Source organism: Peribacillus sp. NPDC101480 (genome assembly GCF_050277335.1).
GTDB lineage: Bacteria > Bacillota > Bacilli > Bacillales > DSM-1321 > Peribacillus.
The window spans coordinates 42,068-57,118 of record NZ_JBNNSB010000013.1 but is presented as its reverse complement, the minus strand read 5'-3'; the positions used below and the strand labels follow the sequence as shown (position 1 = coordinate 57,118).

The 15,051-nt window shown below is 41.7% G+C and carries 15 protein-coding genes; all 15 read right to left on the bottom strand.

Going from position 1 to position 15,051, the window contains the following annotated elements:
* Positions 1–425: 425 nt before the first annotated feature.
* Positions 426–1,925, bottom strand: a complete 1,500-nt coding sequence (gene lysS / locus ACQKMF_RS25545; protein ID WP_202190663.1) for a lysine--tRNA ligase — start codon at positions 1,923–1,925, stop codon at positions 426–428.
* Between the two features lie 187 nt (positions 1,926–2,112).
* On the bottom strand, positions 2,113–3,111 hold the full coding sequence (gene dusB, locus ACQKMF_RS25540) for a tRNA dihydrouridine synthase DusB (RefSeq protein ID WP_427575530.1): 999 nt from the start codon (positions 3,109–3,111) through the stop codon (positions 2,113–2,115).
* A 22-nt stretch (positions 3,112–3,133) separates the two neighbouring features.
* The gene (locus ACQKMF_RS25535) at positions 3,134–3,346 is read right to left on the bottom strand and encodes a helix-turn-helix domain-containing protein (RefSeq protein WP_289323312.1); all 213 of its coding nucleotides are present in this window, start codon (positions 3,344–3,346) and stop codon (positions 3,134–3,136) included.
* Positions 3,298–3,825, bottom strand: coding sequence for a 2-amino-4-hydroxy-6-hydroxymethyldihydropteridine diphosphokinase (gene folK / locus ACQKMF_RS25530; RefSeq protein WP_427575528.1), 528 nt, complete (start codon positions 3,823–3,825; stop codon positions 3,298–3,300). Before folK ends, ACQKMF_RS25535 begins: the two co-directional genes overlap by 49 nt.
* A gap of 2 nt (positions 3,826–3,827) precedes the next feature.
* Positions 3,828–4,187: a dihydroneopterin aldolase gene (gene folB, locus ACQKMF_RS25525; RefSeq protein WP_101225929.1), complete on the bottom strand. Its 360-nt coding sequence runs from the start codon at positions 4,185–4,187 to the stop codon at positions 3,828–3,830.
* Between the two features lies 1 nt (position 4,188).
* A complete protein-coding gene (gene folP / locus ACQKMF_RS25520; RefSeq protein ID WP_230178771.1) occupies positions 4,189–5,025 on the bottom strand; it encodes a dihydropteroate synthase in 837 nt (278 codons plus the stop codon).
* Positions 5,026–5,185: 160 nt separating this feature from the next.
* Positions 5,186–6,112, bottom strand: coding sequence for a cysteine synthase A (cysK, locus tag ACQKMF_RS25515; protein WP_427575525.1), 927 nt, complete (start codon positions 6,110–6,112; stop codon positions 5,186–5,188).
* Positions 6,113–6,242: 130 nt separating this feature from the next.
* Positions 6,243–7,139, bottom strand: coding sequence for a peptidyl-prolyl cis-trans isomerase (locus ACQKMF_RS25510; protein WP_230178769.1), 897 nt, complete (start codon positions 7,137–7,139; stop codon positions 6,243–6,245).
* A gap of 18 nt (positions 7,140–7,157) precedes the next feature.
* Positions 7,158–8,039, bottom strand: a complete 882-nt coding sequence (gene hslO / locus ACQKMF_RS25505; RefSeq protein ID WP_101225926.1) for an Hsp33 family molecular chaperone HslO — start codon at positions 8,037–8,039, stop codon at positions 7,158–7,160.
* A 26-nt stretch (positions 8,040–8,065) separates the two neighbouring features.
* A complete protein-coding gene (locus tag ACQKMF_RS25500; protein ID WP_427575523.1) occupies positions 8,066–8,845 on the bottom strand; it encodes a type III pantothenate kinase in 780 nt (259 codons plus the stop codon).
* Positions 8,846–9,004: 159 nt separating this feature from the next.
* Positions 9,005–11,065 carry an ATP-dependent zinc metalloprotease FtsH gene (gene ftsH / locus ACQKMF_RS25495; RefSeq protein WP_101225924.1) on the bottom strand — a complete coding sequence of 687 codons (2,061 nt, stop codon included), beginning with the start codon at positions 11,063–11,065 and terminating at the stop codon, positions 9,005–9,007.
* A gap of 117 nt (positions 11,066–11,182) precedes the next feature.
* On the bottom strand, positions 11,183–11,722 hold the full coding sequence (gene hpt, locus ACQKMF_RS25490) for a hypoxanthine phosphoribosyltransferase (protein WP_101225937.1): 540 nt from the start codon (positions 11,720–11,722) through the stop codon (positions 11,183–11,185).
* Between the two features lie 32 nt (positions 11,723–11,754).
* Positions 11,755–13,149, bottom strand: coding sequence for a tRNA lysidine(34) synthetase TilS (tilS, locus tag ACQKMF_RS25485; protein ID WP_427575521.1), 1,395 nt, complete (start codon positions 13,147–13,149; stop codon positions 11,755–11,757).
* Positions 13,150–13,243: 94 nt separating this feature from the next.
* On the bottom strand, positions 13,244–14,242 hold the full coding sequence (locus ACQKMF_RS25480; RefSeq protein WP_311735959.1) for a protein kinase domain-containing protein: 999 nt from the start codon (positions 14,240–14,242) through the stop codon (positions 13,244–13,246).
* Positions 14,208–14,945 carry a VWA domain-containing protein gene (locus ACQKMF_RS25475; RefSeq protein WP_101225922.1) on the bottom strand — a complete coding sequence of 246 codons (738 nt, stop codon included), beginning with the start codon at positions 14,943–14,945 and terminating at the stop codon, positions 14,208–14,210. Before ACQKMF_RS25475 ends, ACQKMF_RS25480 begins: the two co-directional genes overlap by 35 nt.
* Between the last annotated feature and the right edge of the window lie 106 nt (positions 14,946–15,051).

Genomic DNA, 15,051 nt, shown 5'->3' with positions numbered 1-15,051 from the left:
GAAATGTTTGACTTGCTCATTTGCTTTTTTGATAGTGTGTGCTCACTTAAAATTTAACGTTGGCGCTTTGTTTTGTTCAGTTTTCAAAGAGCAATGTCTTTCGGGACAGCTTATTTATAATAACATTTTCATTACTGCAAGTCAACAACTTTTTTAAAACTTTTTAAAGTTTGTAATCTGTTTGCAACTCGTTCGTAACGACAGATATAAATATAACACCATTACGTTAACTGCGCAATACCTTTTATAAAGTTTTTTTGAGATAATGTTGTTTTTCTTATAAACCCTAGAATCCACTGTATTGAAAGACATGAAATTATAATTAAAAAACAAAAACCGAATTGGACTTACCAGGATCAAGAGCTACGCCCATGATCCCGGCCATCCGAATTCGGCCCTGCAATCATAACTCATTTTTGCTTATATTAGCGATGTCTCATTAAAGGGAATAACAGGACGTCACGTATAGAAGGAGAATTGGTCAATAGCATAACCAAACGGTCAACACCAATTCCCAGTCCGCCTGTCGGCGGCATTCCGTATTCTAATGCCTCCAAGAAATCTTCATCCATTTCATGAGCTTCATCATTACCTTGCTCTCGTTCTTTCAATTGAGCTTCAAAGCGTTGACGTTGATCAATGGGATCATTAAGTTCAGTGAAGGCATTTGCGTGCTCCCTACCTACAATGAATAACTCAAAACGATCTGTGAAACGGGAATCTTCCGGATTTTTCTTTGCTAAAGGAGAGATTTCCACTGGATGCCCGTAGATGAATGTAGGTTGAATTAACTTATCTTCGACCTTTTGTTCAAAGAATTCATTTACGATATGGCCGAACTCCATGGATTCCTTAACTTCAATCCCATTTTCTTTAGCAAGCTGCTGGGCTTCTTCTTTACTCATTTCAGTCCAGAAGTCCACACCAGTATATTCTTTTACAGCGTCAACCATGTGAAGTCGTTTCCATTCCGGTTTCAACTCAATCTCATACTCCCCATACTGGATGGTCGTCGTCCCAAGAACTTCTTGAGCTATATGGGCAATCAGGTTTTCCGTTAAGCTCATGATATCTTGGTAATCCGCATAAGCTTCGTACAATTCGATCAATGTGAATTCAGGATTGTGCCTTGTGGACACTCCTTCATTTCTGAAAACCCGGCCAATTTCATAAACTTTCTCCAATCCGCCGACAATTAAGCGTTTTAGGTGCAGTTCAATGGCGATCCTTAAATTCAAAGGCATATCCAAGGCATTATGGTGAGTAAGGAAAGGGCGTGCAGCAGCTCCACCAGCAACAGAGTGCAATAGCGGCGTCTCCACTTCAAGGTATCCATGATCGTCCAAATACCGTCTCATGGCTTGTACAATACGACTGCGCATGATCAACGTATTTTTACTTTCCTCATTTGTAATTAAATCGACATAACGTTTACGATAGCGTTCTTCAACGTCCTTCAAGCCATGAAATTTATCAGGTAACGGGCGAAGCGCCTTAGCAAGGAACACATACTCTTTAGCTTTAATGGAAAGTTCCCCGACTTTCGTTTTGAAGATAACGCCAGTTACCCCAACGAGATCACCAAGATCTGTTTGGTTGAAAATTTGGTAAGAATCTTCCCCTATGTTATCCAAACGGACATAGATTTGGATTTGGCCGCTAATATCCTGGATATGGGCAAATCCCGCTTTCCCTTTTCCGCGCTTCGTCATGACACGGCCAGCAATCGTAACTTCAATTTCTTTTTCTTCAAGCTCTTCCTTTTCTAATCCACCATAAGCACTGATTATCTCCTGAGTGTTATGTGTGCGTTCGAATCTGCTCCCGAAAGGGTCTTGTCCATTATCAATCATGGCCTGCATTTTATCGCGCCTTACCTGCAGTTGGTCATTCAATTCTTCATGACTCACGAAAATCATCTCCATCTTTATTAATAAATGCCTTATATAATTAATCAAAAATTCTTTTGCATACATATTTATTCTTACATAAAGTAAAGGAATTCAACAGCTTTTTATCTTAAAACATTGTTTATATACATATAAAAACTGCCAGGATTACTGGCAGTTAAGATAAGCGTATTATAGGAAAATAGGAAGGTAATGTCAAACATCAGACCATTTGGATATTTTGTTGCTTCGCTTCAATATCATCAACAAGTCCATAAAGAAGATTTACAACATCTTCCCTTGTTTCACAAATATTAATTCCTTTGCGAGCCTGAGCATTCCCTTTAACACCCTTTAAATACCAAGAAGCATGCTTACGCATTTCACGAACTGCTACATTTTCATTTTTCAACGCAATCAGTCGATCCATATGAAGCACGCAAACGTCCATCTTTTCACGAACTGAAGGTTCATCCATAAGTTGACCGGTTTCTAGATATTTTACAGTCCTGTAAATCATCCACGGGTTACCTAGGGCTGCACGGCCGATCATGACTCCATCAACACCCGTTTCCTTCAGCATTCTTTCCGCATCCTGTGGAGTTTCCACATCACCGTTACCGATAAGGGGAATATTAATCGACTTCTTCACTTCACGGATGATGTCCCAGTTAGCTTTTCCTTCATACATTTGAACTCGTGTCCTGCCATGCATAGAAACGGCTTTTCCGCCTGCGCGTTCAACAGCCTGAGCATTCTGAATCGCAAAAACATGCTCATCATCCCAGCCAATGCGCATTTTAACCGTTACCGGCTTTTCAACGGCATCAACCACCGCTGAAACCATCTCATAAATTTTATTTGGATCGAGAAGCCACTTCGCACCCGCATCACATTTAGTGATTTTAGGAACAGGGCAGCCCATATTGATATCAATGATATCAGCATTTGTATTTTTATCTACAAATTGTGCAGCTTCGACCAAAGATTTCTTTTCACCGCCAAAGATTTGCAAGCTTAACGGCTTTTCTCTTTCATCTATATAAAGCATATTCATCGTTCTAGCATTTTGTAAAACGATTCCTTTATCACTGACCATCTCCGCACAAACAAGACCAGCACCAAATTCCTTGACGGTCAAGCGGAATGCCGAGTTGCAGACTCCCGCCATCGGTGCCAGCACTACTGGATTCTTCATTTCTATATCGCCTATTTTTAACACGTTGACCTCCTATAACATTCTTTCATTTATCCTCAGGTGGCTGAAGCTCCTCAATGGAAACATGAAGAATTTCCGCCACTTCCAGTAAAAATGCTTCTGAAGGGTTGCGGTTCCCTCGTTCAACTTCTCCCAGCAAGGAAACGGAAACACCTATTTCCCTCGCAAACCCTTCCTGGGTATAACCCTTTAACTTTCGAAAAGCGCGAATACGCCTTCCCCATTTTTCACCTTCCATAATCGAACTCCTTCTTTATCCGAAATCTGTTCAAGCAGGTCGCTCAAAGGTGCATCCATTTGCGGAAGTGATATATCAGGGTCCACTTCCATTAAAGGCACGATAACAAAAGCCCTCTCATGCATACGAGGGTGCGGGACTGAAAGAATCTCTGTCTCAATATTTTCTTGATTATATAACAAAATGTCAAGGTCTATAGTCCGGGGACCCCACCTAATTTCCCTTTTTCTTCCTAGATCTTGTTCGATTTTCATACACGCGTTAAGTAAGTCTTCGGGTTCTAAATCGGTTTCCACTTTAAGAACAGCATTTAAAAAACAGTCCTGGTCTTCATATCCTATCGGGTCTGTTTCATATAAAGAAGAGCAGGCCAACATCTTGATATGCGGATTCTCAGACAATAATTGGAAAGCTCTTTGGAATGTTTCAAGGCGATCCCCTAAGTTCGACCCTATTGAAAGGTAAGCAGTATTTATCACAATCAGCGTCCCCTTACAATCTCTATAGCAACAGACTCATAGTGGCCTGCTATCGGGGGATCTGGTTTATAAACCTTCACGGTGCAAGTCTCGATGGAAGAATATTTATTAAGTAGTTCTGAGGCAATTTTTTCAGCGACAGCTTCCACTAACTTAAAAGGTTCTCCCTCAACAACACTTTTACACACTTCATATAACTCGCCATAGTTGATCGAGTCTTCAAGCTTGTCACTCTTCCCAGCCTTGGCTAAATCAGTCTGAACGATTAAGTCCACTTTAAACCGCTGACCAAGCTTCGTTTCTTCCGGAAAAACTCCATGATAACCATAAAACTCCATCTTATTCACATATATCTTATCCATTTCATTCACCTTTTCCTAATAGAGCGTCCATCATCTTTGCAGCCCGGGCCATTTCCTTCACATCATGTACACGAACCATCTGACAGCCTTGTTGAATTCCATGGCAAATTGTAGCGGCAGTGCCTTCCATCCTCTCACTAGGCGGCAGGTCCAGAACATGGCCAATCATGGACTTTCTCGATGTCGCCAGCAGCACGGGATAACCTAATGATACCAGCTTATCAAGATTCCTCATCATTTCCAAATTAAACTTTAAATCTTTCGCAAATCCAATACCTGGATCGAGAATGATGTTTTCATCCTTGACTCCCGCATCCTTTACCAATATGATGCTTTCGAATAAATCTTGAAGTACATCCCGGACAAAATGTCCATACTCCATATTATCCCTGTTATGCATCAAGATAATCGGCACCTTATATTCCGCTGCAACCTTTGACATCAAGGAATCAGCTTTACCTCCCCAAATATCATTTAATATATGGGCTCCTGCCTTTACCGCCTCTTCTGCAACTCTTGATTTATACGTATCGACCGATATTGGAACCTCAATATTACGCGATATCGCCTCAATTATCGGGGCGACTCTCTCTATTTCCTCTTCATCCGATATCCTCTCGTAGTTAGGACGGGTTGACTCACCGCCTACATCCAATATATCCGCCCCATCGTTAACCATTCGTTCGGCATGCTTCAAAGCAGCATCTATCCGATTATATTTTCCGCCATCCGAAAAGGAGTCCGGCGTAACATTCAAAATCCCCATGATTAGGGTTTTCTTGCTGTAATCCAATTCAAATGAACCGCATTTTATTTTTGGTGCTCCTGCTAATGACATCCAACGTTCTCCTTCGCCTAAAGAAATCTATATATACGAGTTTACCCATTTACATAGGTATAGTGCAAGCTCCATGAAAATCAGGGATACTTCTGCATACTTTGCCACAAAAAGAAAAGCAAAGCCCCATAGGAACTTCGCTTCTCATTTAGTGTCTGTCTTACTCAAAGTTATATAATGGTGTACTTAGGTAGCGTTCACCATTACTCGGTATGATGGCAAGGACCTTTTTGCCTTTACCCAGTTTTTCAGCCACTTTAATGGCAGCTGCAATTGCGCCTCCAGAAGAGATACCGCCAAGGATTCCTTCCTCTTTTGCTGCGCGGCGGGCATAATCAAACGATTCCTCTGTATTTACTTGAATGATTTCGTCATAGAGATCTGTATTCAAAATGCTAGGAACGAAGCCTGCTCCGATTCCTTGGATTTTATGGGGTCCTGGAGTACCACCCGATAATACTGGAGAGTCCGCAGGTTCAACAGCGTAAATTTTAATGTCAGGGAATTTTTCACGCAGGACTTCACCGGCACCTGTTATGGTTCCGCCAGTACCGATTCCGGCAACGAATGCATCCAGGCCTTCATCTCCAAAGGCTTCAACGATTTCAGGGCCTGTAGTGTTCCGATGTACTTCAGGGTTGGCTTCGTTTTCGAATTGCTGTGGAATGAAGTAACCTTTTTCTTTAGACAGCTCAGTCGCCTTTGCGATTGCACCCTTCATTCCTTCAGGCCCAGGAGTAAGAACTAATTCCGCCCCATATGCGCGAAGCAAGTTACGGCGTTCCAAGCTCATCGTCTCCGGCATAACAAGAATTGATTTATAGCCCTTTGCCGCAGCTACCATTGCCAAACCTATTCCCGTATTTCCGCTTGTAGGTTCAATGATCGTATCACCTGGCTTAAGGGTACCATTTTTTTCTGCCGCTTCGATCATCGCAAGGGCGATACGGTCTTTTACACTGCTGCCTGGGTTAAAATACTCAAGTTTCAAATAAATATCTGCACTGTTTTCATTTTGAAGCTTGTTTAACTTAACAATAGGTGTTTGTCCAATTAAATCGATTACAGAATTAGCTATACGTGCCATTTTCTCCACTCCCTTATCATTTCAATACCGAGTATGTTTATTGGTTTTATAATTTTAAAGTTACCAGTTTTAATAGTTCATTGTCAATGATTAAATACTATATTCTAAATTTTCTCACACAACCATTGACCTACTTTTCTTCCTTCAATCCATAAAACCATTCTACATCAAATTCGTCCCAGAAAATTTTCCCTGAGACCGGTGCCTGAATCTGTTCAAGAGCTATTTGGCGGTGAATCTTGTCTTTAACTTCTTCATATTCATACTGCTTGCCCTTTATTCTTTCATGCAGGTAGAGAACGGCCCAGCCATCCTCCGTTTGGATTGCATCACTCCACTTTTTCACCTTCAATTTCTCGGCAGCGGCAATGTATTCCTTTGAGACTTGCTCGTTATCCTGGGATATATAACCCATGTCGCCTCCTTGATTGGCAGTGAATTCATCAAGGGACTTCTCCATTGCCAAGACATCAAAGGAGACACCTTTCTCCAGTTCACGTATGACTTGGTCTGCCTGCTTTTTTGTAGAAGTGGTGATATGGGAAATATGGAAAGCAGTAGGAATTCTATAGATATCTTTATTATTATCATAATGACTCCGCATTGCCGATTCGGAAACCGAAACGTCCTTGGTGAGGAGCTTCTCGAGAAGGAGACTCGACTGAATTTCCTGCCTCAGTTGATCGTTACTTTTATTAAGGTTCTGACCGGCAGTCCCATACATCGTTTTCATCATTTTAAGTTCCCGATCAAGCTCTTCATCCGAAGTCTTCACTTTGTATTTTTCAGCTGCCTGTTTCACTACCTCTTTATCGACCATTTCCTCAAGTACATCTTCCCCATATCTTTTTTCGAGCTCATTAATCCATGCTTCCCGGGAAATATCCTTGGATCCAACCTTTGCGGCCGTTTCTTCCCCAATGACGGATTTTGAAATGATAAGTGGTTTTATGACAAAGATAATGATAGTCAATAGGTTCAACAAGGCAAGGCCAGCAATAATCGCCCGAAGCTTTTGTTTTGGCAAACCCTTATCCCCCGTAAATTATTTTTTTGTTTCTGCCTCTAATTTCTCGAGTTCTTCCTTCGAGAATTGGTAGGTCTGATTACAAAAATGACAATGCGCCTCCGCTTGTCCGTCTGTCTCAATGATATCCCGGATCTCAGCTTGCCCTAGGCTAATCAATGCATTCGCAATTCTTTCCCTGGAACATTGACAGGAGAATTGGACATCCATTTTTTCTAGTATATTCACATTGCCCTCACCTAAAATTTCGATTAGGATTTCTTCAGGAGTCATGCCACTTTGAATCATTTTGGAAACAGGAGTTATTGTGCTTAGTCGATTTTCGATTTTGGAAATCGTATCTTCGGATGTACCCGGCATCAACTGAATGATAAATCCACCCGCTGCAAGAATTGAATTATCCGGATTCACGAGAACCCCAACCCCCACAGATGATGGCACCTGTTCGGAAGTAACAAAGTAATAAGTGAAATCTTCACCTAACTCTCCCGATACAAGCGGTACTTGCCCCGAAAAGTAATCACGAAGACCAATGTCTTTAATAACAGTCAGCAATCCATCGGTACCCACCGCTCTCCTTACATCCAGCTTTCCCTGCTCATTCAAATCAAAGTGGGTTTGCGGGTGAGTGACATATCCGCGGACTTCTCCCTTTGCATTGCTGTCGACCAGGATGGAACCAATCGGTCCACCGCCCTCGATTTTAATCGTTAGCTTTTCTTCACCTTTTAACATTCCGCCCATCATAACGCCTGCCGTCATAGCCCGTCCAAGGGCAGCAGAAGCAGTAGGCCATGTATAATGGCGACGCTGCGCTTCTCCTACGGTGTCTGTTGTTGAAACAGCATAGGCCCGTACCTGTCCTTCATAGCCTAACGCCTTTATTAGATAATCCTTCATTTATTTTGCTCCTTTCAAGCTTTGTATTACTTCTTCACTTGCTCACGATTACGTTTATAAATCAACTGCAGCCCCTTTAAGGTCAAAAATGGCTCCACAACGTCAATAACAGTGGACTCATTGGCAATTAAGGTAGCCAACCCACCTGTCGCTATTACCGTTGGTTCTAGATTACTTTGCACCTTAATTCGATTAACGATTCCTTCTACCTGCCCAACATATCCATACAAAATGCCAGCCTGCATCGCGGACACCGTATTTTTCCCAATAATCCCTTCCGGCCGGCTGATTTCTATTCTTGGAAGTTTGGCTGCTTTTGAATAAAGTGCTTCCGTAGAAATATTTATACCCGGAGCAATGGCTCCGCCCATGTATTGTTTATCCTCGTTTATGTAGCAATAAGTCGTGGCCGTGCCAAAATCCACGATAATGAGAGGGCTTCCATATTCCTGAATGCCTGCAACCGCATTAACGATTCGGTCAGCTCCCACCTCACGGGGATTTTCGTATTTAATATTCAATCCAGTTTTTATTCCAGGTCCAACTATTAGCGGTTTAATTCCAAAGTATTTTTTGCACATGCGTTCAAGCGCAAACATAATTGGCGGAACTACCGAAGAAATAATGATTCCATCAAATTGATCAAACGAAAGACCCTCATGTTGCAGCAAAGACTTTATGATCATTCCATACTCGTCTTCTGTCTTGTGACGGTTAGTCTCTATTCGCCAATGATATTTTAAAATATCTTCATCGTATACGCCTAATACAGTATTCGTATTCCCAACATCCAATACAAAAATCATCGTTTCATCACTCCGGTAAATTATTCTCCAACATCATAACACACTGTTATTTCCCACGCTATTAGTCGCACTTTTCGAAAGGTACCCCAAAAAACCTTATCATAAAAGTTAAGAAAAGGGTATTTCCGAGGCGGAAATACCCTTTTGAATTAAGTCAACTTAAGACTTTTTATTGTCATCTTCGTTCGGGAAGGAAAGCGGCTGATCTTGAGGTGCACCTTCTTTGATTGGAGGGGTATTCAAACCTTCCTCCGTTATTTCAAGGTCCTCAGGTCCTCTTTTATCCAATGGATCTAATAGGGCCTCTTTTTCTTCCTTCTTCTTATTGATGTTCACCTTGACATTCTCATCAGTGGTTAAATTCCCATTCAGTGCAGTATAATCACGTTCTGGCAATTTACCCTTATGGAATAAACTTTTGATTTGTTCAGCATCAAGTGTTTCCACTTCAAGCAAGGTTTTTGCAACCAAATCAAGTTTTTCACGATTTTCAGTAAGTATCTTCTTACATCTTTCGTAAGCTTCCTTGATGATACGTTGAATTTCAAGATCGATTTCATATGCTATTGCATCTGAATAGTTTTGATCATTGTTGAAATCGCGGCCTAGGAAGACCTGACCTTGGGAATTACCGAATTGAAGCGGTCCAAGCTTACTCATACCATATTCCATAACCATGCTCCGAGCTATGCCCGTTGCACGCTGGAAGTCGTTATGCGCACCGGTGCTCACTTCTCCGAATGTAACTTCTTCGGCTACACGGCCACCCAATAGTCCTACGATTTTATCTTTAAGCTCAGGTTCCGTCATGAAGAAACGATCTTCTTTCGGCAGCATAACTGCATAACCGCCAGCTTGACCACGAGGGACAATCGTAACTTTATGAACGACCTCGGCATCATCCAGAACCAATCCAATAATGGTATGGCCCGCTTCATGCCACGCTACGATATTTCTTTCCTTTTTGGAAATGACACGGTTTTTCTTGGCAGGTCCAGCGATAACACGATCCGAAGCTTCATCCAAATCGGACATGTCGATCTTCTTCTTATCTTGACGGGCAGCTACAAGAGCCGCTTCATTCAGTAAGTTTTCAAGATCGGCACCAGAAAATCCTGGGGTACGCTGAGCGATCGCTTTCAAATCGACCGTTTCTGCTAAAGGTTTATTGCGTGCATGCACTTTAAGCACTTCTTCACGGCCCTTGACATCAGGTCGGCCTACCGTTATTTGACGGTCAAAACGTCCTGGACGCAATAATGCCGGATCCAATACATCAGCACGGTTAGTCGCAGCAATGATTATGATTCCTTCATTACCACCGAAACCATCCATCTCCACCAGGAGTTGGTTCAATGTTTGTTCACGTTCATCGTGACCGCCACCAAGACCTGCGCCACGTTGACGTCCGACTGCATCAATTTCATCGATAAAGATGATACATGGTGCATTCTTCTTAGCATTTTCAAACAAATCACGAACACGGGATGCACCGACACCCACAAACATCTCAACAAAATCAGAACCACTGATTGAGAAGAAAGGAGTTCCGGCTTCACCAGCCACTGCTCGTGCCAGTAAAGTTTTACCTGTACCAGGAGGCCCAACTAAAAGTACCCCTTTAGGAATACGGGCACCAAGCTCGGCATATTTGCGAGGGTCTTTCAAGAATTCGACGACCTCGACAAGTTCCTGCTTTTCTTCGTCCGCTCCGGCAACATCATTGAAGCGCACTTTTTTCTTATCATCATTATACAATTTCGCCTTACTTTTCCCGAAGTTCATGACGCGGCCACCGCCGCCGCCTTGAGCTTGGTTAAGTAAAAAGAAGAAGAGGATAAAAATGATTACAAATGGAATGATGGAAGTGAAAAATGTCACCCAGCCACTTGTCTTTTCTGGAGGTTCGACAGTGATGATGTCTTTATCCAGCTTGGTTACAGCGTCATTGATCCGGCTTTGCGAATACTCACTGAAAGGCACGTACGTCACAAAGAATTTGTTTTCCTCATAACCTTTGAGCTTTCCTGTGATTTCAAATACACTGCTTTCGGGCTGCATCGTAAGTGATGTAACGTCCCCACTCTCCAAATGCTTATAGAATTCATCTTGGGTCAATTTTACGTTTGGTTCATTGTTATTATTAAAAATGCTTACAATCCCAATGATGACCAAAAAGATCAGTAAATAAAATATGGTATTACGGAAGATCCGATTCATCCCTTACCTCCTCCCACGGGTAAACAAACTATAGTAAATACTATCATACAAAATTAATGAATTACAATAATTTAACACCGCTGTTTTTATCTGGTCTTCTCTTTCAAACAGGTACGATTAATTCGAGTAAATTTCAGGCTTCAATATGCCAATATACGGGAGATTACGATACTTTTCCGCAAAATCAAGACCATATCCGACAACAAATGCATCCGGTACGATGAACCCGGCATAGTCCGGAGTGATATCCGCTTTCCTGCCTGTTGGTTTATCCAATAAGGTAACGATTTTAATTGATTTTGCTTTTCGATAACGGAAAAGTTCCGCAAGATAGCTAAGAGTCAAACCGCTGTCGATAATATCTTCGATGATTAAAATATCCCGGCCCTCAACTGATGTATCAAGATCCTTGATGATTTTCACTTCACCGGAAGATACAGTGGAGTTACCATAGCTTGAAACATCCATAAAGTCCATTTCAAGATGTGTATCAACGCGTTTCAGTAAATCTGACATAAATGGCATGGCGCCTTTCAGCACTCCGATGGCCAACGGGAACTTACCTTGGTAATCAGCTTCAATCTGCGCACCCAATTCCCTGATTTTCTTTTGAAGTTCTTCCTCTGTTATTAAAACCTTTTCAATGTCGTTTTGCATGGTCATTGTAATTAATTGCCCCCCATGAAGAATTAAGCTTTTTTATATTCTAAGTAGATTAAAGATTTTTCATCAGAAATTATATCCGGCTCAACATTCGATTTCTTTAAACCAGGCAGCCAAATGACCGTTCCCGTTTGATCGATGATGACCGGCCACACATTTCTTTCTAGCATCGGGATCTTTTCATTAATAAAAATATCCTTTAACTTTTTAGTTCCACCTAATCCCTTGACGGCCATCCGCTCGCCTTCATTCCTGTTTCGGACTGTAAGAGGAAGCTGAACAGCTGATTCGGGAAGTATAAAAGAATGATTTCCTCTAAGTACCGGAATTTCTTCTTTTATATAGTGCGCTTTAATCTTATATCCATTCGGAAGAATAGTCTCACCGGGAATTTGTAATTTATAGGAATATTTTTGGCTTTTTTGCCGGAAAAACCTAAACGTGCAAGTTTGATATGATTTTTCCGCAATAAGGCCCTCCGGAAGATGCAATTCTGCAGATGGTTGAGGATTCAAAAACAAAACTAAAAGTTGGTCAATATGTAATGCCGAAAGCGATGAAGGTCTCTCCAAATAAAGATAGTTTAATATTAGTTGAATCGCCCTTCTTTGTAAAGGTTTAGGCATCGCGAGAACCTTATCAATCTGAATAACCGCTTGATCTTTATCCTGTGTGATCCAAACATCGGACATTTTGCTTGAAACCAGGTTCAAAAAAAACTCTTCATCTTCATAAAGCTCTTCACTGAATCGTTGAAAATGCTCATGAACCTTGCCATTTTCTTTCTTTAAAAACGGAAGGACTTCATGTCTAAAACGATTTCTAGCATAGACACCGGTTTCATTGCTCGGATCAAATCTTGGTTCGATATCATGAAGGCCCGCATATTCGATTATTTGGCTTTTCGTGATTTCAAGAAAAGGCCTGATCAGATTTCCGGTATGGAAACGTCTCTTTATAGGAATACCTGCCCTTGCCTTCCCTGTCGCCCCTCTTGTTAAACGCATGAGCATCGTTTCGATTTGATCATCTCCATGATGCCCCAGGACAAGAGTGGAGGCTTGGTGCTTATCCATCATTTCTTCATAAAAGGCAAAACGCAGCTTTCTTGACGTTATTTGTGAACTTTCCCCCGTCTGTTTCATCCGGGCTGGAACATCGATCCTTTTTCCCTCAAATGTAATGCCCCACCGTTCACATATATGCTCGACATATTTATAATCCTCATAGGATTCTTCACCACGAAACATATGGTCAACACTCGCAACAATCATCTCGTAATGAAAAAGAGATTGAATTTCCTTAAGGATATGGAGAAGCACCAATGAATCCGGCCCTCCGGAAACGCCTATTAGCAACTTCGAGTTCTCCTTAATCAATTCGTTTCTATAAATGGTGCTCAGAACTTTTTCCTTTAACATACAATCTTCCTTCTTTATGAACAGGCATTAGTTTTATACGATTCAATCATGAAATGGTTTCAATTATTCCATGGCATTTCACCTAATAACTATATCATAACAACTGTTCATATATGTAAAGAACATAGAGCATCGAAATGATGGCAACCAACAAAAAAGTTTCAAAAAAACCGCCACTTTTCTTTTTTGAATGGTTTTGGGACCTTCTTGCTTGTCTCGTTGCAGGTTGAATTGTTTGTGACTGGCCGGTAGCTGCCTTGGTCGGACCCTTTTTCTTCGAGTGATTTTGCTTACTTAGCACCGTGACCAAATCCTCCCGCATTTGGAGGGCAGAATCATACTGCCCGTGAAGTGCTTTATCCAACATCTTTCTATATGGGTGCAATTCCTTTTTCTGCTTAATCAAGTCGTTAAGCTGTCTATACCCCTCCCCTTGCTTGTGGAAACGTCCAGGATAGGCCGAATTGATTATAATCATCGCCACAGCGAACAAGTCATATTGCGGATCTGCCTTTCTTGATCCAAGACCCCAGTAACCCCTGTCAAAGAACTCGGTGAATTCTTTAACAGATCGCCCAATTAAGGTGGTTCCGCCTACATCCACGCACCTCACCTTATAGGCTGGTGAAGTCACGATCAAATTCTCAGGTTTTAAATCGCCGAACACCCAGCCATTGGTATGCAAGGCAGACAAGCTGGTTAAAAGCTGAAGCATTAAGACTCCAATCCATGATGACCCTTTCTTATCGATGAAACGCAAAAAATCGTGTCCGTGGATATATTCCATGACATAAAAAGGGAGCTGCTTTCCTGTTTTCATGAAATCATCCGCTTCCAAAAAGGAAGGTCCAAGGGTAGACCCCTGGACCTTTGAAAAGGATTTTAGGATATTCATCTCCGAAATAATGGACGTCCCATTATCACTGAGCTTTAAAGCATAATGACGATTTTTGCTTTCAACCAAATAGACGATCCCGTTCGCTCCACACCCCAATTCCTTAATTATTTTGTACTGGTTCTTATTCCATTTTCCAGTGACCAAACTGCCAGGCAGGAGTTTACATTGATTCCTCAAAGTATTGTTCATCATCATGTGATAACAATCCCCTCAATGAACGTTTTTTATTGAAATATGTTAAAGCTTCACGAATGGCTGGACCTGTCGGAGTGAGTCCCCCTGTACTAAGCTTTGGAAAAGTTGCCGTCAGGGCTTCAAGGTTCGGGGTCCAATCCAGCAACTTTTCAACATCATTTCTTTTCCCAGGAAATACGAATACGGAAAAACTGCTGTCACCCATTCTTGCATTCATGCTAAGGGAAAGATCTAATAAGGAATCTTTTACTGTAGGCAGTTTATGTTTCATGCTTGCACTGGTATCAACAAGAATCAGTACTTCGAGCTTGCTCGTTTCCCCAAGCTCATCGACCACCTCCATCACTTCTCCTCGTTTATCCGGCGGAAGATCCTCCATCGTTTTTGAATCTCCAAGTATTTGTTGAAGTTCGCGATTGATAACTCCCTGTATAGTTTGAGTCATTGCCTTTTGTGTCACCATTTGGACGGTTTGTGACAACTGCTGGGAATAGACTATTTGACTTACGCCACCTCCTGAACCAGCAATCTTCTCGATCTCCTTAAGACCCTTTTCATCTATAACATCATTTTCCATGACACCTATGACATTGATTGTTATGCCTTGCTTCCTTGCTAATTCAGCCATGGCAGACGGCTCCTCACCATGATTTGAACATCCGTCAGTTATAAGCAAAATCTGTTTTAATGTTCCTGCTTTCATGATTTGCTCTCCCTTCCTATCAATTTGTTACCATAATTGACTAAAAAGGGGGAATTTATACGCTAAGACATCGCATCAAGTCACATCATGGAGTGGAGTGATTGAA

Excerpts from the sequence above, each read along its gene's own strand:
- hslO (WP_101225926.1), bottom strand. The coding sequence starts at position 8,039 with ATGAAGGATTATCTAATAAAGGCGTTAGGCTATGAAGGACAGGTACGG.
- ACQKMF_RS25535 (WP_289323312.1), bottom strand. The coding sequence starts at position 3,346 with ATGGAAGGTGAAAAATGGGGAAGGCGTATTCGCGCTTTTCGAAAGTTA.
- folP (WP_230178771.1), bottom strand. The coding sequence starts at position 5,025 with ATGTCATTAGCAGGAGCACCAAAAATAAAATGCGGTTCATTTGAATTG.
- ftsH (WP_101225924.1), bottom strand. The coding sequence starts at position 11,065 with ATGAATCGGATCTTCCGTAATACCATATTTTATTTACTGATCTTTTTG.
- ACQKMF_RS25475 (WP_101225922.1), bottom strand. The coding sequence starts at position 14,945 with ATGAAAGCAGGAACATTAAAACAGATTTTGCTTATAACTGACGGATGT.
- folB (WP_101225929.1), bottom strand. The coding sequence starts at position 4,187 with ATGGATAAGATATATGTGAATAAGATGGAGTTTTATGGTTATCATGGA.
- ACQKMF_RS25500 (WP_427575523.1), bottom strand. The coding sequence starts at position 8,845 with ATGATTTTTGTATTGGATGTTGGGAATACGAATACTGTATTAGGCGTA.
- lysS (WP_202190663.1), bottom strand. The coding sequence starts at position 1,925 with ATGGAGATGATTTTCGTGAGTCATGAAGAATTGAATGACCAACTGCAG.
- hpt (WP_101225937.1), bottom strand. The coding sequence starts at position 11,722 with ATGCAAAACGACATTGAAAAGGTTTTAATAACAGAGGAAGAACTTCAA.
- cysK (WP_427575525.1), bottom strand. The coding sequence starts at position 6,112 with ATGGCACGTATAGCTAATTCTGTAATCGATTTAATTGGACAAACACCT.
- ACQKMF_RS25480 (WP_311735959.1), bottom strand. The coding sequence starts at position 14,242 with ATGATGATGAACAATACTTTGAGGAATCAATGTAAACTCCTGCCTGGC.
- tilS (WP_427575521.1), bottom strand. The coding sequence starts at position 13,149 with ATGTTAAAGGAAAAAGTTCTGAGCACCATTTATAGAAACGAATTGATT.